The sequence below is a fragment of the Streptococcus sp. 1453 genome, from assembly GCF_013276955.1.
GTDB lineage: Bacteria > Bacillota > Bacilli > Lactobacillales > Streptococcaceae > Streptococcus.
Genome location: NZ_VMLZ01000003.1, coordinates 88,791 through 108,383, shown reverse-complemented (window position 1 = coordinate 108,383; position 19,593 = coordinate 88,791). Strand labels below are relative to the sequence as shown.

Genomic DNA, 19,593 nt, shown 5'->3' with positions numbered 1-19,593 from the left:
TTTCTTACTTCATTATACCACAATAAAACTGGCTGTTTCTCTCAACAACCAGTTTTTTCATTTTTAAGCTAATTACTTACTGTTTTTCTTCTGAAAGAAAAGTGATACTATAGCTAAGATAGCAAAAGATATACCAACATACCAGTAGGGTTGATCTAGGGCCGTTGAACGACCTGATAGATTGACGATTCCGCGAAAAAGCATACCAGTTGTTAGAACGGCTACTGACGAGTTCCATAAGTTTAGACTGATTCGCCCTAAGTTTGGAATGATTTTCAACAGTAATGCCAGAATGACGCCCCCTACTAGGGGGACTACAAAAAGATAGTGCATATGAAGGGAGGTTTCCCCAAAACTGAAAGACTCGTAGATACGGCTAAATACTAAAAAGAAAATAGTAAGAATGCTATAGCCGACTAGCGCCTTTTGGAGACGTTTGTTTTTATTTTTAGTAACCGATGTAAACAATATCACTCACCGCCCTTTCTGATATTTTGCTTCCACCTGTAGTCGGTTTATTGATTACCTGACCATTAAAGTAGAGAGTTGAAGAACCTCCACCATCTAGGTTGTAGGCCGTCTTCACTCCGTAAGATTTCATCACTTCTGCCATCTGGTAAAGAGACAAGCCCTTGCTCTCCGAGGTACGACCATCTGAAACAACAATGATATAGTGGTTTTCATCGATAATTCCAATAGCTGTACGAGGATTTGAAGCCATAGCCTGACCAACTTCTGTATTGATACCGACAGAAATCTCACCATTTTCAACTAGAGACGGACCAAATGCCAGTAGATTAACTACACCATCTTGAACTAACTGGTCAGCTGAGATTTGGTTCTCGTAAATGATTTTAAAAGAGCCATCCTTGTAAATGGCAAGGTCACCATTACTGGCGTCTTCACGGACACTATCCCGATAGACGACACCATTACGGATAACATAACCTGAGCTATTAGCTCCATAGTAGTCGCCATTGACAGCTAAAATAGCATTATTTTTAGCTGCTGTCACGGAGGTTTTAGCTGTGACGTTAGTTCCATAAGAATTTTGAGCTAGGGCTGTTTTCAGATAATCTGCAGAGCTCAGAGTCACATCTGCCACATAGATTTGCGTATCATTCACCGTCTTTTCAGTTAGATTGACACTGATATTTCCATCTAAATAGCTGGTATCCGTTACTTGGGCATTTTTTGCTGATTGGCTTGCTACTGCTGTGTTAAATGTCGAGTTGGTATTAGATACAGTGGAGATAGTCTCCGCTAGTACAAATGTCTTTAACATCGAATAGGTAAAGGAGCTTGTCAGAAGCAAGCCAAAGACCGAGGCGTATAGATAAGCTTTCTTAAAAAATTTCATACTGGATAACAAGTCCTTTCTTTGAAAATAAATCGTGTCTGAACAGTCCAAGATACCACAAAGAGAAGCATTCCTACAAAAATTTTAGCCATGAATAAATTGATTCCGAAACCTGTATTAAAAAGGCTAATTAGGAGAGTATCTAAGAAAAAGAGAACAACAGACAAGGTTAAATAACCTGCACCTGTTTTTAAATTACTTGCTTTATTTTTAAATACCAATTTTTTATTAGTCGAAAAGTTGAAGATAGAGCTGGTCACTCGAGCCAGCCCATTTGATAGGAGGAGGTGTAAACCTGATGGAATAAAGCTCAAGAAAAGAATAGAAAAAGTATAAACTAGATAATCCACGATAAAACTACTCAATGATGAAAGAGCGAATTTCAAAATGTTTTTGTAAATCATTAAACCATCTCGAATAGGTCGGAAGTGAGAAGCTTGATTGTCGTTTATATAGACTGTTTCAATAGGAACTTCCAAAATCGGATATTGCTTGCTGGCTTCCAATAGCATGTTCATTTCGTACTCATAGCGTTGTCCTTCCACTTCCATCATAAAAGGAATCAAGTCTGTAGTGAAAGCACGAAGTCCTGTCTGTGTGTCTGAAACTGCTACGCCTGTTTGTATTTTAAATAAGATACGTGTCAAGCTATTTCCAAAGCGACTACGCAAGGGAACCTTGCCAGTAAAAGCACGAACACCAAGAACCAGAGTGCTAGGATTTTCGTTGGCCTTGTTACTAGTACGGAGTATGTCCCAAATCTTGTGTTGACCATCCGCATCTGCTGTAACGATCGTTCCAGGCATCTTGAGGGATTGAATGTAAGCAAAAGCTGTTTTCAAAGCCTGACCCTTACCTTGATTGACCTGATGACGAAGTACAGTCCCATAGTTTTCAGCCTGAGCAAATATTTCTTTACATTCAGGAGAACTACCATCATCAATCACAATGATAGAAAAATCACCCTTCTTGTGAATTTTTTCAATCAGTGTTAGCAGATTAAAATCAGGTTGATAAGCTGGAATAACTAGATAATTCATAGCTGTACCTCTTTCTTTTTGTTTGTATAAGTATACGTTCACTTGCTTAAAAAATCCTTATAACTGCTTTTTTATAAAAATAAATTGATGATTTCTCAAAAATAGACCATAAAGAGAAAACTCCATAGAAATGATTTCTACAGAGTTAGAACAGTATCTTTATAATAAATCTCTATAACTTATCCTTTAATTTCTCAACAAAGAGATAGGCTGCTGGACAGGTCAAAGTATTCTTAATCGTCAAATGGTTGATTTGATGGATCTTTTTGCGGTCAGTATGAGGGAATTCACGACAGGCCTTTGGACGAACGTCATAGATGGAACAGAGATTATCTCCTCCTAAAAATGGGCAAGGCATGGATTTGAAAACCTTGTCTCCATCTTCATCCACCTGCAGAAATTCAGCTTCAAAGGCCGGCAATTTCATTTTGAAATATTTGGCAATACGGGTGATGTCTGCCTCTTTGAAGTCAGGACCCAAAGTCTTACAACAGTTAGCACAGGCGGTACAATCAATCTCCTCAAAGACTTCTTGGTGAATCTGCTGGGCTATCTTATCCAAGTTCTTAGGTGGCTTTTTCTTTAAATTGGCTAAAACTTTACGGTGCTCCTTTTGCTTTTGCAAGGCTAGCTGATGGTAATACTCAATATCAATTTCTTTAGACATGATTTCTCTCTTATTCTAATTATTTTCCCCTATTATACCATTCCTCTGAACCATTGAAAAGTGGACTTTATTAGACTATACTTTCCCAAAATACATAAAAAACCTTGCAACTAGGTTACAAGGTTAATGACATTAATCAAAGTTAACGTATTCTTTTTGAAGTTCAAGAACTTCTTCCATTGTTGAACACTCTGTAAGGGCACGGTTAGCGTACTCTTCCATCTTAGCAGTATCCAATTTCTTCATCAAGCTACGTGTACGAAGGACTGATGTTGCTGACATAGAGAATTCATCCAAGCCCATTCCGACAAGAAGTGGAACAGCTGTTTGGTCACCAGCCATCTCACCACACATACCAGCCCATTTACCTTCAGCGTGAGCTGCCTTGATAACGTTGTTGATCAAGCGAAGGATTGATGGGTTATATGGTTGGTAAAGGTATGAAACTTGCTCGTTCATACGGTCTGCCGCCATTGTATATTGAATCAAGTCGTTTGTACCAATTGAGAAGAAGTCTACTTCTTTAGCAAATTGGTCTGCAAGCATCGCTGCTGCAGGGATTTCAATCATGATACCAACTTGGATGTTATCCGCAACTGCAACTCCTTCAGCAAGAAGATTTGCTTTTTCTTCTTCATAAACTGCTTTAGCTGCACGGAATTCTTTCAAGAGGGCAACCATTGGGAACATGATACGCAATTGACCATGAACAGAAGCACGAAGAAGGGCACGGATTTGTGTACGGAACATTGCATCTCCAGTTTCAGAAATAGAGATACGAAGGGCACGGAATCCAAGGAATGGGTTCATTTCATGTGGCATATCGAAGTAAGGAAGTTCCTTATCTCCACCGATATCCATTGTACGAACAACCACTGGTTTACCATTCATTCCCTCAAGAACAGCTTTGTATGCTTCATACTGCTCGTCTTCTGTTGGGAAATCTTGAGAATCCATGTACAAGAACTCTGTACGGTAAAGTCCAACAGCTTCTGCACCGTTGTTGTTAACACCTTCAACGTCTTTTGGAGTACCAATGTTAGCGGCCAACTCGAAGTGTTTACCGTCAGCAGTCACTGTTTGAGCATCTTTCAAAAGGGCCCATTCAGCTTTTTGTTTAGCATAAGCTTCACCAGCTGCTTTAAATTCTGCCGCTTGTTCATCTGTTGGGTTGATAATCACTTCACCAGTAATTCCGTTAACGGCAAGGATATCACCGTCTTTCACCACTTCAGTGATGTTATTTGTTCCCAATACAGCTGCAATTTCAAGTGTACGTGCCATGATAGCTGAGTGGCTTGTACGTCCACCGATGTTTGTTACAAAAGCTTTTACAAAGTTTTTGTCCAATTGAGCTGTATCAGATGGTGTCAAGTCATGCGCAATTACGATTACTTCTTCATTGATAGAAGCTGGGTTTGGCAATCTCTTGCCAAGAAGGTTTGCCAATACACGTTTTGTCACGTCGCGGATATCCGCTGCACGTTCTTGCATGTATGGGTTGTCTTCCATGCCTTCAAAGATAGTGATGAACATATCAGTCACTTCTTTAAGACCTGCTTCTGCATTGACTTTCTTAGCACGAATTGTTTCTTTAATCTGACCAATCAATTCTGGGTCAGAAAGAACCATCAAATGAGCGTCAAAAACTTGAGCCGCTTCTTCACCAAGCGTACCTACAGCTTTCTCGCGGATAAGAGAAAGCTCGTTTTGAGAAGCTTCAAGAGCAACATCCAAACGAGCCTCTTCTGCGTTTGTATCTTCGACTGAAATAGTCTCGAATGACAAATCCGGTTGAACGAGTAGATATGCTTTTGCAACTGCAACACCGTCAGATGCCGCGATTCCTTTAAGCATTTCTGTCATTTCCCTTATGCCAATCCTTCTTTTTCCATTGTTTCTGAGATTGCAGCGATAGCGTCATCTGCATCTGCACCTTCAGCTGAGATAGTTACGTCAGCACCTTGGCCAACACCAAGACTCATAACACCCATAATTGATTTAAGGTTAACTGATTTACCTTTGTACTCAAGAGTGATATCTGAAGCAAATTTGCTAGCAGTTTGTACCAACAATGTTGCTGGACGTGCGTGAATACCTGTTTCTGCCACTACGTGGAAATCTTTAGAAGCCATAGTTTGACTCTCCTTTTGTTCTTTCTTTTTTGAGTTATATGTGATAACCCTTACAATTTGGTATTATACCATCTTCTAGGATTTTTTTCAAGCATTTTCTGGATTTTCCTTCAATTTCCTTTCAGATAACTTGCTGAAAATCTTCTATCCTAGATAACAAAACACAGGATATAGTTTCTTTAAAAACGATTTATAGGATAATCATTGCTGTTTTATAAACCAAACACTACATATTGTGTTTTGTGAGCTTGACTAGAAAAACTGACCACTATATTTAGTTCAAATCATTGACAAAATTTTATTTTCTGATATACTAGGATAGAATTAAATTTTAAAGAGGAGTTACACAATGGTAACCGTATATTCTAAAAACAACTGTGTCCAATGTAAGATGACCAAACGTTTCTTGGACAGTAATAATGTCTCTTATCGTGAAATCAATCTTGATGAGCAGCCTGAGTACATCGATCAAGTTAAAGAGCTCGGTTTTAGCGCAGCTCCTGTTATCCAAACACCAACTGAAGTCTTTTCAGGTTTCCAGCCAGGAAAACTGAAACAATTAGCATAATCTTAGTACATCATCCAGAAGAAACTGCTTCTAGGGCTAACTTAGAAGCCTTTCTTTTGTAATTAGATAAGGGAAATTTTATGGGATTAAAACATCTTGAAGACGTAACTTACTTCCGTCTCAATAACGAAATTAACCGTCCTGTTAATGGACAAATCATGCTTCATAAAGATAAGGAAGCCTTGGATGCCTTCTTTAAAGAAAATGTAGTTCCAAACACTATGGTTTTTGATTCAATCAAGGATAAAATCAACTACCTCATTGAACACAACTACATCGAAACAGCCTTTATCAAGAAATACCGTCCAGAATTTTTGGAAGAATTGTCACAATTTATCAAAGATCAAAACTTCCAATTCAAGTCATTCATGGCAGCTTATAAATTTTACAATCAATATGCCTTAAAGACTAATGACGGTGAATATTATCTTGAAAGCATGGAAGACCGTGTCTTCTTTAACGCCCTTTATTTTGCTGATGGGAATGAAGCTATTGCAATCGATATTGCCAATGAAATCATCCACCAACGCTACCAACCTGCTACTCCTTCCTTCTTGAATGCTGGACGTGCTCGTCGTGGTGAATTGGTATCATGTTTCCTAATCCAAGTAACTGATGATATGAACTCTATCGGACGTTCTATCAACTCAGCTCTTCAACTTTCACGTATCGGTGGTGGTGTGGGAATTACCCTCAGCAACCTTCGTGAAGCTGGTGCACCTATTAAAGGCTATGAAGGAGCTGCTTCAGGTGTCGTTCCTGTTATGAAGCTTTTCGAAGATAGCTTCTCTTACTCTAACCAATTGGGTCAACGTCAAGGTGCCGGTGTTGTCTACCTCAACGTCTTTCACCCTGATATCATCGCCTTCCTTTCAACTAAGAAAGAAAATGCTGATGAGAAAGTTCGTGTAAAGACTCTCTCACTTGGTGTTGTAGTACCAGATAAATTCTATGAATTAGCTCGTAAAAATGAAGAAATGTACCTCTTCAGCCCATATTCTGTAGAACTTGAATACGGTGTGCCATTCAACTACATCGACATTACTGAAAAATACGATGAATTGGTCGCAAATCCAAATATTCGCAAGACAAAAATCAAGGCGCGTGATTTGGAAACTGAAATCTCTAAATTACAGCAAGAGTCTGGCTACCCTTATGTCGTCAACATTGATACGGCTAACCGTGCAAATCCTGTTGATGGAAAGATTATCATGAGTAACTTGTGTTCTGAGATTCTTCAAGTCCAAGAACCAAGCTTGATCAACGATGCTCAAGAATTCCTTCAAATGGGAACGGATGTTTCATGTAACCTGGGTTCAACCAACGTGGTCAACATGATGACTTCACCTGACTTTGGTCGTTCTATCCGTGCTATGGTTCGTGCCCTTACTTTCGTTACAGATAGTTCACACATCGTAGCTGTTCCTACCATCGACCACGGAAATAGCCAAGCTCATACCTTTGGTCTTGGTGCCATGGGACTTCACAGCTACCTTGCCCAACAATTGATTGAATATGGATCCCCTGAGTCTGTTGAGTTTACTAGCATCTACTTCATGCTCATGAACTACTGGACCTTGGTAGAATCAAACAATATCGCGCGTGAACGTGGTATTACCTTCCATAACTTTGAAAAATCAGACTATGCTAAGGGAAGCTACTTCGACAAGTATGTAACTGGCGAGTTTGTTCCAAAATCAGACCGTGTTAAAGAACTCTTCAAAGATGTCTTTATTCCAAGCGCTGCTGACTGGGCTGAACTTCGCGACAAGATTCAAGCAGATGGTCTTTACCACCAAAACCGTCTAGCTGTTGCTCCAAATGGTTCGATCAGTTACATCAACGACGTTTCTGCTTCTATCCACCCGATTACGCAACGGATCGAGGAACGTCAAGAAAAGAAAATTGGTAAAATCTACTATCCTGCTGCTGGCTTGTCAACAGAAACCATTCCTTACTACACTTCGGCTTACGACATGGATATGCGTAAAGTGATTGATGTTTACGCCGCTGCAACAGAGCACGTGGACCAAGGACTTTCACTTACTCTCTTCATGCGTAGTGATATTCCAAAAGGTCTTTACGAATGGAAGAAAGAAAACAAACAAACGACACGTGACTTGTCTATCCTTCGTAACTATGCCTTTAACAAGGGTATCAAGTCTATCTACTACGTCCGTACCTTTACAGATGATGGTGGAGAAGTCGGTGCTAACCAATGTGAAAGCTGTGTGATTTAATCTTTGCTTGAGTAAACTACATTTTCTCAGATAAGTATTCATTCACCCTGCTAAACTAAACTGGAATAAGCATCTATACTATGGAAAAACAAAAAAGTCGGGCTTCCGACTTTTTGTGCGAAACTACTCTAGGATTATGATAAAATAGAGATAATTGTGAGTTCGCAATACTAAACACAGAAAGAGATTTCAAATGGAAACTTACTACAAAGCCATTAACTGGAATGCCATCGAAGATGTCATCGACAAATCAACTTGGGAGAAACTGACGGAGCAATTCTGGCTCGATACACGTATTCCCTTGTCAAATGACTTGGATGACTGGAGAAAACTATCAAACAAAGAAAAAGACTTAGTTGGAAAAGTCTTTGGTGGTTTAACCCTTCTCGACACTATGCAATCTGAGACTGGGGTTCAAGCCCTTCGCGCAGATATCCGTACACCACATGAAGAAGCTGTTTTCAATAACATCCAATTTATGGAATCTGTCCACGCTAAATCTTATTCATCAATCTTTTCTACCTTAAATACAAAGGCTGAGATTGAAGAAATTTTCGAATGGACCAATACCAATCCTTATCTGCAAAAGAAGGCTGAGATTGTCAACGAAATCTACCTAAACGGTAGCCCACTTGAAAAGAAAGTTGCCAGTGTCTTCCTCGAAACCTTCCTCTTCTACTCAGGTTTCTTCACTCCCCTCTACTATCTTGGTAACAACAAACTAGCCAACGTTGCGGAAATCATTAAATTGATTATTCGTGATGAGTCTGTTCACGGAACCTACATTGGTTACAAATTCCAACTTGGTTTCAATGAATTACCTGAAGAAGAGCAAGAAAAACTCAAAGAATGGATGTACGACCTACTCTATACTCTTTATGAAAATGAAGAAGGCTACACAGAAAGCCTCTATGACGGTGTTGGTTGGACGGAAGAAGTCAAGACCTTCCTTCGCTACAATGCTAACAAGGCACTCATGAACCTGGGACAAGATCCACTCTTCCCAGATTCAGCAGATGATGTCAATCCAATCGTTATGAACGGTATTTCAACAGGAACATCTAACCACGACTTCTTCTCTCAAGTCGGAAATGGTTACCTCCTTGGTGAAGTTGAAGCCATGCAAGATGATGACTACAACTACGGTTTGGACTAATACTCTTCGAAAATCTCTTCAAACCACGTCAGCTTCGCCTTGCCGTACTCAAGTACAGCCTGCGGCTAGCTTCCTAGTTTGCTCTTTGATTTTCATTGAGTATAATTCTCCACCACTCTTAACCATCAAAAAGTAAACTAGAAACAACAAAATAATAACTTAATAAAAATATCGAAAGTTTTGAAAATAAACCTCGATATTTTTGTTTTTGTTTTATTTTGTTGTTTTTGTATTTGAATGATGAGCTAGTTTATGGTAAGATAGTAGTAGGAAACGAGGTGATAATATGCTCAAACAAGAAAAATTAGCCAAAATTTTAGAGACAGTAAATAGTAAAGGAACCATAACGGTTAAGCAGATTATGGACGAAATAGCCGTTTCAGATATGACTGCAAGGCGCTATTTACAGGAATTAGCTGATAAAGATTTGCTGATTCGTGTGCATGGTGGAGCTGAAAAACTTCGAACCAACTCCCTTTTGACTAATGAGCGATCAAATATTGAAAAACAAGCCCTCCAAACGGCAGAAAAACAAGAAATAGCCCGTTTTGCAGGCAGTCTAGTAGAAGAAAGAGAAACTATTTTTATTGGACCAGGAACAACATTAGAATTTTTTGCGCGTGAGTTGCCTATTGACAATATCCGCGTCGTGACCAACAGTCTACCTGTTTTTCTGATTTTAAGCGAACGAAAATTAACAGATTTGATTTTAATAGGTGGAAATTATCGCGAAATTACAGGTGCTTTTGTTGGCACATTGACCCTACAAAATCTCTCTAATCTCCAATTTTCTAAAGCTTTCGTTAGCTGTAATGGTATTCAAAACGGAGCTCTAGCTACTTTTAGCGAGGAAGAGGGAGAGGCTCAACGCATCGCTTTAAATAATTCTAATAAAAAATATTTACTCGCAGATCATAGTAAGTTCAATAAGTTTGATTTTTATACTTTTTATAATGTATCAAATCTTGATACTATTGTTTCAGATTCTAAACTAAGTGATTCAATCCTTTTTGAGCTATCTAAACATATTAAAGTTATCAAGCCTTAATAAACTGAAAGATTCTGGGTAACAACTCAATTTCAGAAGTAAATCTTCCCATAATAAAACGCATAGTATCAAGTTTTTTCAACACCTGATATTATGCGTTTTTCTTCGTTAAAGACTTTTTGCCCAATTGCTTTATCTGCCACCTCAAAGCTATGCATTGAGAAATCTGCGACTCGCTTCCTAGTTTAAATTTGCTCTTTGATTTTCATTGAGTATAAGCAACGTGATTAGATAAGAGTTTTGCAGAGTACTAGATATAAGATTTAACTTTTTTGAGCAATTGGTTACGATTGTTGAAACGGCATAAAATCTGAATCAAAGGAGATAGTATCCCATTCTTCAGGATTTATAAAATTTAAAAAGATATTTTTAAATTCTTCCAGCTCATAATCTGAATGACAAATCCATTCTTTACCAGTCGAGACATACCATTTTCCAAGACTTTTCAATTCTTCATTTGTCAAACACGGTATTTGAGAGCATTTTTCAAAGTTAATAATATAAACTTTTTCATAAATAGATTGGATAAAATCTTTGAACATCTTTTTGCCTCACTAAAATTCTATATCTAATGACTCATTCTACTACTCAATCACTTGAGTTTCCGCTACTTTCTTGTACCAATGAGCTGATTTTTTAGGATAACGTTCTTGCGTTTCAAAGTCTACATAGAAGAGACCGTAGCGTTTTTCATAACCGTTTGACCATGAGAAGACGTCCATCAATGACCAGATGAAGTAACCTTTTACATTAGCTCCATCTGCAATAGCATCAGATAATACTTCCAAGTGTTGTTTGACATAATCAATACGGCCATCATCGTAAACAGTGTTATCAACGAACTCATCTTTATAGCCGAGACCATTTTCAGTGATGTAAATCTTCTTGTAGTTAGGATAATCTTTCTTCACGCGCATGATTTGGTCATACAAACCTTGAGGGTAGATAATCCAATCCCAGTCCGTGCGTGGCACATAGTCAGGAGCTACACGACGACCAACACCTTTGATTTGGTATTTAGAGCTTCCTTTTTCACCTTTACCATTATGGATGATTTCAGTTTCTCCATCAAAGGCTTCCATCCAGTCACTCATATAGTAGTTAATTCCAAGGAAGTCATTCAAGTCTTTTGCGGCTTCTAATACTTCGAAATCTTCGTCACGCAAGTCAAGCTTTCCACCATTGGCAGCCAAGATAGCCTCTACCCCTGCCAGAGTCTTTTCAGAGTAGTGACCCAGATAAGTTGCATCCAAGATAAATTTATTGTGAATAATATCTTCCAACTCTGCCGCAATAACATCTGCAGGATTTTGAGGATCCAAAGGATACTTAGTTGGCAGAGCGTGAACAACACCAATTTCACCTTTATAACCTTTATCTTTATATAGCTTGACTGCACGTGCATGAGACACCATCATATTGTGGTGCGATTGGAAGACTTTAGCAAGGTCATACTGGATACCTGGAGGGAATTTACCAACTAAATATTGACCATCACCGATTGGCCCAATTTCATTAAAGGTTGTCCAGTAGTTTACTTCTGGAAATTCTTCAAAACAGAAGGCAGCATAGTCTACAAAGTGTTCAATATTTTCACGATTTAAGAAGTCGCCATTTGAGTGGAGAGATTCTGGTGTGTCAAAGTGATGAAGAGTTACAAAGGGCTCAACATGACGTTTGTGACACTCTGCAAATAGATTATGATAAAACTCGACACCTTTAGCATTTACTTCACCATAACCAGTCGGGAAAATACGTGACCAGGCAATAGAAATTCGAATGCCATTGACACCATACTCTTCTGCTAGCTTGAGGTCAACTGGGTATCGATTGTAAAAATCACTGGCTGGTTCTGCAGTGTACCAGTAGTTATCTTCAAGATATTTATCCCATGCAACTGGTCCTTTTCCATCAGTATGTGTAGCGCCTTCTGCTTGATAGGCAGCAGTTGCGCCACCAAAAATAAAGTCTTTTGGTAATGTTTTTGTCATTTTTTTCACCTATTTCTTAATTTAAATAAAGTAAAAGTGAGAGGAGTCAGTGAGCCATCCTTCTCCATCTCACTTCTTGTACCAAGTCACCGAATTAACAAGGCGATTAGGAAATTCGCCATAGCGATTTCCGTAACGATAGGAGACTGTTTCACAGTCCCTATCGTTAATCGAATTGCGCTTGTACAAATGCTAGAGCACCTTTTCCATCACGGGTTAATTTGATGTATTGAGCGCCTTCTGTCTTGGCAAGTTTAATACCGAGTTTATCGGTTTCTGCTTTCATATCTTCAAAGTTTGAAGCAACTTGAGGAGCAAGGATAACTAGATCAAACTCTGGCAACATTTCACGGTGAGCACCATAGCCACCTGCTGCTGCTTTCACAGGGACATTGTATTCTGCAGCTGCCTTGTTCAAAGCATTTGCAAGGAGACCACTTGTACCTCCACCTGCACAGAGAACGAGGACATTTGTTTCTTCAGTGATTGTATTTTGTGCTGCTTCTACACCAGCTTTCTCAAGAATAGCATCTGCTTTTGCAGTGTTGAAGTTTGCAGCAACTTTTTCTTTCAATTCATCATTAGACTTACCTGAACGTTCTTCTTCTAGAATTTGTTCATCATAGACCTTAAGGAATGGATAGTAAATGACTACGTCAACCACGATTAGAAGGGCAGCAAGAATGAATGATAGAACTTGGAAGTTCGTACCAAGAACTAGACCTAGTGGAGCTGGAGTTGTCCATGGTAGATTAGCAGTAAATGAGTTCATTCCAAGAGTTTCAATAAAGAATTTGAAAATCCAAACGTTCGCGATTGGAGCAAAAATAAATGGAATGAAGAAGATTGGGTTCAATACAAGTGGTGCACCAAACAAGATTGGTTCATTTACACCAAAGAATGTTGGAACTACTGAAGCACGTCCGATTGCACGGTTACGTTTTGATTTTGTTAACCACATGAACATGAATGGAACAACCAGTGTCGCACCTGTACCACCCATGGTAACGATAAACATTTGTGTACCAGAAGTAAGAATCTTGTCAGCGTGCATACCTTGTTGGAGAAGGTTCAAGTTGACTTCAGCATTTGCATAGGTAATAGCTGCGATTGCTGGTTCAACGATAGATGGACCATGAATACCAACAAACCAGAAGAAGGCAAAGGCACCAAAGATAATGGTAATACCTAGATAACCATCAGCAGCAGAGAATAATGGTGCAAAGAATTTACCGATTGATTCAGCTACGCTTGTACCAACAAAATGACGAGCTAGTAAATCGAGAGCATAAAGTGAAACAACTGAGAGAGTGAATGGAATCACATCTTTAAAGACTTGCGAGATATTTGGTGGAACTTCGTCAGGCATGCGAATAGTGACGTTGTTCTTAACACAAACCTTATAGATTGCTACGGTAACAAAGGCAGCAAGGAAGGCTGAAAGCAAACCTTTTGTCCCCAAGAATCCAGTAGCTAGGCCGTTTTCGATAGGATCAGCTGCCAACATCAACAAACCAACAATTGCTGCCAACAATGTTGACATATAGTTGATTTGATTGGTTTTCTCCATGCTTCGATTGACTGAGTCGGTCAATGACTTAGCTGTTGTACCAGCTACCAAGAGAGCCAGAATTCCCATTGAATAGCTGTAAGGTTTCATCAGAAAAGCTACAACTTCATCAGACCATTTAAAGCCCCATGAGTTTGGTACAAAGGCAATCAAGATAAAAATACTTGAGAAGAGAATAACAGGCATACCTGCAATGAAACCATCACGAATAGCACGAAGATAGATATTACGAGATAGTTTCTCAAAGAAAGGCTTTCCTTTCTCGATAAATGCAATTAGTTTATTCATTACTTAACTCCTCTCTTGTAGAGTTCGATTAAATGGTGCATCAAATCTTTTAACAAAATAGTTGTCATCAAGTGATCTTGACCATGCATCATGGTTACGCTATAAGCCAAATCCTCGCCAGCTGCTTCCTTGGTCAATAGACTTGTTTGCGCGTGGTGTGCCTCTGCGATACAGCTACCAGCTTCCTCTACAAGAGCGTCCGCTTTTGCAAAATCACCAGCTTCAGCAGCCTTCAAGGCTTCCAATAGTTTTGAACGAGCGTCGCCAGCATAGGCTACGATTTCAAAACCTAACAATGTTACTTCTTCTCTATTCATGATAGAATTCTCCTTATATAGTTTTAAATAAATTTTTATGACAATAAACGTTGGATATGTAGAACTAGATAAACTCGTTCACTTTTATACAAATCAAGACCCGTATGTTGCGTAATCACATCATAAATCTTGGAACCAATCTCGAAGGCTTTTGGATAGGATCGTTTGATGTGATCTTCCATATCCAGAAGCGATTGGTTATCATCCCTAGATCTGTCTAAATAATCCAAGAAATAATTCAGATGAATCATAAAACGATCATAGAAATGATTATTCTCTTTGGTTCGTTGAATTGCATAGTCCGTTAAAACTTCTTCAACATTCCTGAGAATTTCTTTCCTCTTATCAATCGACTCCACAAGTTCCACTTCATTTTCACCTTCGGCATTGATGAAATGATAAGCAATCCGAATAATTTCGTCCTCAGGGAAATGATCTGCTAGCTTCTGACGGTAAATTTCAAAAGCTTCATTTGCGATTTGAAAAGCGACAGGATACTTAGTGGAAATATCTGGCAGATTACTATCCTTATACCTTCCTTGTGCTAGAGCTTGGTAAGAACAGTAAATATGATCTGTCAAGGTTACGTAGAGATACTCTTGAATCGGATAATGATATTTCTTGGAAAGCTTATCAATAATCTCATAAGTCACTGTGATAAAATCAAGCGGAACATCTTTGAGGAGAGCCATAAAGTTTTCTCTTGACTCTTCGGTCTTCATCCGAAATATTTTCTCAACCTGCTGTTCAGCAATCAAATCTCCTTTCTTCTTTCCAAATGCAATCCCCTTACCAATCACAATCACTTCTTCTCCTTTATCATTTCTGACAAGCGAGACATTGTGATTCATTGGATTTAGAATTCGATACATGTCAACCTCCTTTTATATCTTAAAGGTATATGAGTACAAAAAATGATCACAAATGAACTAGAAAATCAGCCGATTTCTAATTCACCTGTGATCATGCCTAATATTACTTAGTAACACTCACCTTGTATTAACTTGTGATTTAAGTATAGCACAAGTAAGTTATTTTGTAAACCTTTACATACAACTTTTTTTAAATTTTTTTAGATTCATGTTCCTAAACTAGAAGGACTTTCTTAAACGCGTTCTTTCCATGAAGTTGCTGTTGTTTGAAGAACTTTGTTGAGTTCGTCAATGTTTTCAAATCCAGTTGTGCGAAGCCATTCGCGAGCTGCTGCTTCACCATCTTTGATGTAAGCTTCAACTGATCCAGCCCATGTAGCACGGCCACAAAGAACTCCATTAAAGTTTGCACCTGATTCATGGGCAAATACAAGGGTATCTTGGAAAAGTTTAGCTGATACACCAGCACTCAAGTAGATATATGGCAAGTTAGTTGCTTCATCTTGTGCTTTGAAGAAGGCTGCTGCTTCTTCACGTGTATAAACTACTTCACCTTCAGCGAATCCTTCAACATATTTAATGTTAACAGGAACTTCAACTTTCAAGACATCAATGTTAAAGCGTGGGTCTGAGAAGACTTTCATAGCACCGATAACTTTGTGTGGTTTTACTTTAGCGTATTCTACAGAACCTGCGTCCGCAATTTTTTCATCGTAAGCAAGGATTTCAAGGAAGAATGGAATATCTTCAGCCACACACTCAGAACCGATACGTTCGATGTAAGCCTGTTTTTCTTGGTTGAGTTCGTCTGAGCTATCTACATCATAGTAAAGCAAGAATTTAACTGCATCTGCACCTTCTTCTTTAATACGTTTTGCAGACCAAACATCCAAGCAGTCAGGCAAGCGTTTTGTGCTTGTTGTATCATAACCTGTTTTTTCATAAGCAAGAAGGAGACCAGCTTTTTCATCAAGAGCTTTAGTTGCTGGAAGTCCATACTCAGGGTCAAGAAGCATAGATGAAGCGTATTTAGTCAATTCATCTGCTACCAAAACTTTCAGTTCTTCCATTTGAGCCACAGTTGGTTCTTCTGTTTGGTGTTGAGCCATGAGGCGTTTCAAAGCACCACGTTGGTCAAATGCAAGAGCTGAGATGATACCATTTTCATCAGAAAGTTTTTCTAAGCGTGCACGTTTTTGTTCTGTTAAAGCCATTTTATACCTCTTTTACTATTAATTGATCATATAGAGCTTGATAGTTGGCCATGTTGACATGACCAGTCATTTTTTCTTGAGCATTGAGCATACCAAGGACATTTGCCTTGATGAGTAATACTGCATCCGATTCTTTATGAAGTAGTCCTGAAGAAATTCCTGCTACAGTAGAGTCTCCAGAGCCAACAGGGTTGACTACCTGAATTCTAGGAATATCTACCTTGTAGAAAGTGTTGCCGTGTTTGGCAAAAGCACCATTGGCACCAAGTGAAACGATAATCCATTCAATCCCTGCAAACAAAGGTTCTTGAAGTACTTCTTTTAATTCATCCAAATCCTCAGAAACTTCTCTTCCAAGAAGCTGAGATAATTCCTCATTATTTGGTTTGATGACTGTTGGTTTATGTGATGATTCAAGAACCGCCTGAAGTGCTGCACCAGAGCAGTCCAAGACTACAGGCTTGCCAGCTTGATTAGCAAGTTCTACCAAGCTCGCATAGTAGTCAACTGGAAGGCCAGCTGGTAAACTACCTGAGATAGCTACTACTTCAACTGACTCCAGAAGATTTTTGAAATGTTCCAAAAAGTCTTGACCTTCTTGTTCAAGAACTTCAGGTCCTTTTTCAAGAACTTCTGTTTGGTTGTCTCCGTGAAGAATAGCGATACAGTTACGAGTTTCTCCCTGAATAGAAAAGAAATCTTTCTTTACTTGATCATCGATATGTTCAACCAAAAACTCACCAAGTTTACCACCAACTAAACCAGTAGCAAGAACAGAATCTCCAAATTCTGAAAGTACTCGGGTAACATTGAGTCCCTTACCACCAGCCGTTTTGGTTACATCCACCACACGATTGACAGTATCAATCTTCAACTCATCCAAGGGATAGGAAATATCAATGGATGGGTTCATTGTGACTGTTAAAATCATAAGTCACCTCTTAGTCGTGGTATTCTCCACGATCCCATTTTTCAAGGAATTCAGTGAAGAAGTTTGCGTCTGTTTGTTGAGCATTGTGACTTTCAACGTGTTCAATTTTCGCAATCAATTTTTTGTTTTCTTCAGATGGTTTGTATTCAGCATGGATGAAAGCTTCGATGATATCGCACATGAGCAATTCACCAGTAATCTTACCACCAAAGCCGATAACGTTAGCGTTCAATTGTTCTTTAGCATAAAGGGCTGTTGTCATATCACGAACCAAGGCAGAACGGACACCTGGAACTTTATTTACAGCGTTGTTGATACCAACACCAGTACCACAGATACATACTCCAAGATCAGCTTGACCGCTAGTTACAGCTTCACCAACTTTTTTACCAAAGATTGGGTAGTGAGTACGTGTGTGGTCATAGGTACCAAAGTCGATGACTTCATATCCTTTTGATTTCAAAAATTCTGAAACCGCCATTTTTTCATCTGTTACGATGTGGTCACATCCAATTGCAATTCTCATTTTTAACTTACCTTTCTTACTGTAATCTAATTAGCACATTTTGTTCAACATGTCGACCCGAATTTGGTGACGACCACCGTCGTATTTACCGTTAACAAATCCTTTAGCGATGTTTTTAGCCAATTCATCACCAACAAGTTGTGCACCCATAGTGATCATACGTGAGTTGTTGTGGCCACGAGTCATATAAGCTGAACGTTCGTCAGATACTTCTGCAGCAACCATTCCTTTGATTTTTGTTGCGACCATAAATGGACCAGCACCGTAAGCATCAATCACGATACCAAGGTTTTGTTCTTCTTTGTTTACTTCTGCAGCAACAGCGAGAGTCACATCAACAAAGTCTTGACCTTCAGCTGTAACATCCACAACGTGGAAATTTTCTTTTTCTAAGAAGTCTTTCACAACTTCTTTCAATCTCAAACCTGCAGCATCTGCACCGATAACAATAGACATATTGTATACTCCTTTTTATTTTTTCTATGCTGGATTCCAGCAGTGTATTGGCTGTCTTTAAAAAACAGTCAATTAGTCCTCACAAACATAATATACTACTATTGTTTGAAAAAGTCAACAGTTTGTGTTTGTTTTTGTTATTTATTTTTTACTTTTTTATAAAACTTCTATCTCAAACCCTAATTTTTCAACCTGATTGGCTTCTAAGAGACGAACATTCTTCTTATCTTCTAAATGATCTCCTTCTTCAAGGGATGTTGACAAGCCAGACCATGGCTCAAAGGCAATGAAAGGCCCCTTGTTCAAAGTTGACCAGATGATGAGGTTTGGAAACTCTGCAAAGTGCACTTTCAATCCCTTATCATGTTTACGGGAACGAAGGGCAATTGTTCGAGATTGCAATTCATCTAAGGTAACTGCATCTGTGCTGAAAAGATCATAACTAAGATCTATTTCTTTTTGTCCCTCTAGCCATGGACTTCTATCTTGAAAATCCAGCATCCCCGTGTCTGGGAAAGGACGTGGAACAGAGCAAGTCTCTTCTTTCTCAAACTCTAAGTAGTAATCTTCATAGACCTCATCATCCAGTAGAGGACAATTAAATCCTGGATGTCCACCAATAAAGTAAGGCATGACCTTGCTAGTTTCTTTATTGAAAATTTTATATTGAGTCCGTACTGTCTTGCCAGTAAGGCTATAAGTGATCTCTAAACGAAAATGATAAGGATAGTTTTGATAGCTATTCTCATCGTCTTCAATTGCAAAAGTTACACTCTTATCTGTCTGTTCAACTAATTCAAATTCTTTCTTGCGAACCAAACCATGACGAGGAATCTTTCCTTGGATTTCTTGCCCCTTCTCATCTATATAGATGGCTGTATCCTCTCTCAATGAACCACAAATGGGGAAGAGAACAGGGGCTTGTCCACTCCAATAAGTAGCATCCCCTTGCCACAAATACTCAACTCCCTCGGCATCTTTTATTGAAGACAGAGCCCCACCAAAACTGTTAAATTGAACTCTTAATTGTTCTGATTTTAATTCAATTACCATTATTTTCTCCGATTTCTTGATAGTTTATAAAAAACTAGGCTGTCACTCCTAATGGTATGACAACCTAGTTTCAACAATTTACGCTCTGCGAAAATCCAATTCAAACTTCGTCAGCGTCGCCTTGCCGTACTTTAGTACAGCCTGCGGCTAGCTTCCTAGTT

The 19,593-nt window shown here is 38.9% G+C and carries 20 protein-coding genes; 4 read left to right on the top strand and 16 right to left on the bottom strand.

What is annotated here, in order from left to right; genetic code table 11:
- Nucleotides 1-72 precede the first annotated feature (72 nt).
- The 6 genes from HW098_RS10435 to HW098_RS02455 all read right to left on the bottom strand — a co-directional run bounded on the left by HW098_RS10435 (nucleotide 73) and on the right by HW098_RS02455 (nucleotide 5,202).
- Nucleotides 73-474, bottom strand: coding sequence for a hypothetical protein (locus HW098_RS10435; RefSeq protein WP_345789766.1), 402 nt, complete (start codon nucleotides 472-474; stop codon nucleotides 73-75).
- Complete coding sequence (locus HW098_RS02475) at nucleotides 449-1,360, bottom strand: phosphodiester glycosidase family protein (RefSeq protein ID WP_176139179.1); 912 nt, start codon at nucleotides 1,358-1,360, stop codon at nucleotides 449-451. Before HW098_RS02475 ends, HW098_RS10435 begins: the two co-directional genes overlap by 26 nt.
- Nucleotides 1,357-2,400: a bifunctional glycosyltransferase family 2/GtrA family protein gene (locus HW098_RS02470; RefSeq protein WP_176139178.1), complete on the bottom strand. Its 1,044-nt coding sequence runs from the start codon at nucleotides 2,398-2,400 to the stop codon at nucleotides 1,357-1,359. Before HW098_RS02470 ends, HW098_RS02475 begins: the two co-directional genes overlap by 4 nt.
- Nucleotides 2,401-2,572: 172 nt before the next feature.
- Nucleotides 2,573-3,067 carry a YkgJ family cysteine cluster protein gene (locus HW098_RS02465; RefSeq protein WP_000031481.1) on the bottom strand — a complete coding sequence of 165 codons (495 nt, stop codon included), beginning with the start codon at nucleotides 3,065-3,067 and terminating at the stop codon, nucleotides 2,573-2,575.
- Between the two features lie 132 nt (nucleotides 3,068-3,199).
- Nucleotides 3,200-4,933 (bottom strand): phosphoenolpyruvate--protein phosphotransferase, encoded by a 1,734-nt coding sequence (ptsP, locus tag HW098_RS02460; RefSeq protein WP_176139177.1) that lies wholly within the window; start codon nucleotides 4,931-4,933, stop codon nucleotides 3,200-3,202.
- Between the two features lie 5 nt (nucleotides 4,934-4,938).
- A complete protein-coding gene (locus tag HW098_RS02455; RefSeq protein WP_000146947.1) occupies nucleotides 4,939-5,202 on the bottom strand; it encodes a phosphocarrier protein HPr in 264 nt (87 codons plus the stop codon).
- A gap of 349 nt (nucleotides 5,203-5,551) precedes the next feature.
- On the opposite strand from HW098_RS02455, the gene nrdH reads away from it, so the two are divergent.
- The 4 genes from nrdH (at nucleotide 5,552) to HW098_RS02435 (ending at nucleotide 10,214) form a co-directional block, all read left to right on the top strand.
- Nucleotides 5,552-5,770, top strand: coding sequence for a glutaredoxin-like protein NrdH (gene nrdH, locus HW098_RS02450; protein ID WP_000259247.1), 219 nt, complete (start codon nucleotides 5,552-5,554; stop codon nucleotides 5,768-5,770).
- 80 nt (nucleotides 5,771-5,850) lie between these two features.
- Nucleotides 5,851-8,010: a class 1b ribonucleoside-diphosphate reductase subunit alpha gene (gene nrdE, locus HW098_RS02445; RefSeq protein WP_176139176.1), complete on the top strand. Its 2,160-nt coding sequence runs from the start codon at nucleotides 5,851-5,853 to the stop codon at nucleotides 8,008-8,010.
- A 193-nt stretch (nucleotides 8,011-8,203) separates the two neighbouring features.
- Nucleotides 8,204-9,166 carry a class 1b ribonucleoside-diphosphate reductase subunit beta gene (nrdF, locus tag HW098_RS02440; RefSeq protein WP_000451364.1) on the top strand — a complete coding sequence of 321 codons (963 nt, stop codon included), beginning with the start codon at nucleotides 8,204-8,206 and terminating at the stop codon, nucleotides 9,164-9,166.
- 286 nt (nucleotides 9,167-9,452) lie between these two features.
- Entirely contained in the window at nucleotides 9,453-10,214 is a 762-nt protein-coding gene (locus tag HW098_RS02435) for a DeoR/GlpR family DNA-binding transcription regulator (protein ID WP_176139175.1), read from the top strand.
- Nucleotides 10,215-10,498: 284 nt separating this feature from the next.
- Here the strand turns inward: HW098_RS02435 and HW098_RS02430 are convergent, their stop codons facing one another.
- From HW098_RS02430 to HW098_RS02385, 10 genes are all read right to left on the bottom strand, one after another.
- Nucleotides 10,499-10,756, bottom strand: coding sequence for a DUF3884 family protein (locus tag HW098_RS02430; RefSeq protein ID WP_164226246.1), 258 nt, complete (start codon nucleotides 10,754-10,756; stop codon nucleotides 10,499-10,501).
- A gap of 42 nt (nucleotides 10,757-10,798) precedes the next feature.
- Nucleotides 10,799-12,205 carry a 6-phospho-beta-galactosidase gene (gene lacG, locus HW098_RS02425; protein WP_176139174.1) on the bottom strand — a complete coding sequence of 469 codons (1,407 nt, stop codon included), beginning with the start codon at nucleotides 12,203-12,205 and terminating at the stop codon, nucleotides 10,799-10,801.
- Nucleotides 12,206-12,371: 166 nt separating this feature from the next.
- Entirely contained in the window at nucleotides 12,372-14,063 is a 1,692-nt protein-coding gene (locus HW098_RS02420; protein WP_176139173.1) for a lactose-specific PTS transporter subunit EIIC, read from the bottom strand.
- Nucleotides 14,063-14,380: a PTS lactose/cellobiose transporter subunit IIA gene (locus HW098_RS02415; protein WP_023936918.1), complete on the bottom strand. Its 318-nt coding sequence runs from the start codon at nucleotides 14,378-14,380 to the stop codon at nucleotides 14,063-14,065. Before HW098_RS02415 ends, HW098_RS02420 begins: the two co-directional genes overlap by 1 nt.
- A gap of 35 nt (nucleotides 14,381-14,415) precedes the next feature.
- The gene (locus tag HW098_RS02410) at nucleotides 14,416-15,252 is read right to left on the bottom strand and encodes a transcription antiterminator (protein ID WP_176139172.1); all 837 of its coding nucleotides are present in this window, start codon (nucleotides 15,250-15,252) and stop codon (nucleotides 14,416-14,418) included.
- A gap of 233 nt (nucleotides 15,253-15,485) precedes the next feature.
- Nucleotides 15,486-16,466: a tagatose-bisphosphate aldolase gene (lacD, locus tag HW098_RS02405; protein ID WP_001229114.1), complete on the bottom strand. Its 981-nt coding sequence runs from the start codon at nucleotides 16,464-16,466 to the stop codon at nucleotides 15,486-15,488.
- A 1-nt stretch (nucleotide 16,467) separates the two neighbouring features.
- Nucleotides 16,468-17,397 carry a tagatose-6-phosphate kinase gene (locus tag HW098_RS02400; protein ID WP_176139171.1) on the bottom strand — a complete coding sequence of 310 codons (930 nt, stop codon included), beginning with the start codon at nucleotides 17,395-17,397 and terminating at the stop codon, nucleotides 16,468-16,470.
- Nucleotides 17,398-17,407: 10 nt separating this feature from the next.
- On the bottom strand, nucleotides 17,408-17,923 hold the full coding sequence (lacB, locus tag HW098_RS02395) for a galactose-6-phosphate isomerase subunit LacB (protein ID WP_001216913.1): 516 nt from the start codon (nucleotides 17,921-17,923) through the stop codon (nucleotides 17,408-17,410).
- A 30-nt stretch (nucleotides 17,924-17,953) separates the two neighbouring features.
- Complete coding sequence (gene lacA, locus HW098_RS02390; RefSeq protein WP_000029277.1) at nucleotides 17,954-18,379, bottom strand: galactose-6-phosphate isomerase subunit LacA; 426 nt, start codon at nucleotides 18,377-18,379, stop codon at nucleotides 17,954-17,956.
- Between the two features lie 156 nt (nucleotides 18,380-18,535).
- Nucleotides 18,536-19,432 (bottom strand): aldose 1-epimerase family protein, encoded by an 897-nt coding sequence (locus HW098_RS02385; RefSeq protein ID WP_176139170.1) that lies wholly within the window; start codon nucleotides 19,430-19,432, stop codon nucleotides 18,536-18,538.
- Nucleotides 19,433-19,593: the final 161 nt, after the last annotated feature.

Coding starts and splice junctions, on each gene's coding strand:
- HW098_RS02400 (WP_176139171.1), bottom strand. CDS start 17,397: ATGATTTTAACAGTCACAATGAACCCATCCATTGATATTTCCTATCCC.
- HW098_RS02410 (WP_176139172.1), bottom strand. CDS start 15,252: ATGTATCGAATTCTAAATCCAATGAATCACAATGTCTCGCTTGTCAGA.
- lacD (WP_001229114.1), bottom strand. CDS start 16,466: ATGGCTTTAACAGAACAAAAACGTGCACGCTTAGAAAAACTTTCTGAT.
- HW098_RS02465 (WP_000031481.1), bottom strand. CDS start 3,067: ATGTCTAAAGAAATTGATATTGAGTATTACCATCAGCTAGCCTTGCAA.
- lacB (WP_001216913.1), bottom strand. CDS start 17,923: ATGAGAATTGCAATTGGATGTGACCACATCGTAACAGATGAAAAAATG.
- nrdH (WP_000259247.1), top strand. CDS start 5,552: ATGGTAACCGTATATTCTAAAAACAACTGTGTCCAATGTAAGATGACC.
- lacA (WP_000029277.1), bottom strand. CDS start 18,379: ATGTCTATTGTTATCGGTGCAGATGCTGCAGGTTTGAGATTGAAAGAA.
- HW098_RS02455 (WP_000146947.1), bottom strand. CDS start 5,202: ATGGCTTCTAAAGATTTCCACGTAGTGGCAGAAACAGGTATTCACGCA.
- nrdE (WP_176139176.1), top strand. CDS start 5,851: ATGGGATTAAAACATCTTGAAGACGTAACTTACTTCCGTCTCAATAAC.
- ptsP (WP_176139177.1), bottom strand. CDS start 4,933: ATGACAGAAATGCTTAAAGGAATCGCGGCATCTGACGGTGTTGCAGTT.
- HW098_RS02435 (WP_176139175.1), top strand. CDS start 9,453: ATGCTCAAACAAGAAAAATTAGCCAAAATTTTAGAGACAGTAAATAGT.
- HW098_RS02420 (WP_176139173.1), bottom strand. CDS start 14,063: ATGAATAAACTAATTGCATTTATCGAGAAAGGAAAGCCTTTCTTTGAG.
- HW098_RS02470 (WP_176139178.1), bottom strand. CDS start 2,400: ATGAATTATCTAGTTATTCCAGCTTATCAACCTGATTTTAATCTGCTA.
- HW098_RS02475 (WP_176139179.1), bottom strand. CDS start 1,360: ATGAAATTTTTTAAGAAAGCTTATCTATACGCCTCGGTCTTTGGCTTG.
- nrdF (WP_000451364.1), top strand. CDS start 8,204: ATGGAAACTTACTACAAAGCCATTAACTGGAATGCCATCGAAGATGTC.
- lacG (WP_176139174.1), bottom strand. CDS start 12,205: ATGACAAAAACATTACCAAAAGACTTTATTTTTGGTGGCGCAACTGCT.
- HW098_RS02385 (WP_176139170.1), bottom strand. CDS start 19,432: ATGGTAATTGAATTAAAATCAGAACAATTAAGAGTTCAATTTAACAGT.
- HW098_RS02415 (WP_023936918.1), bottom strand. CDS start 14,380: ATGAATAGAGAAGAAGTAACATTGTTAGGTTTTGAAATCGTAGCCTAT.
- HW098_RS02430 (WP_164226246.1), bottom strand. CDS start 10,756: ATGTTCAAAGATTTTATCCAATCTATTTATGAAAAAGTTTATATTATT.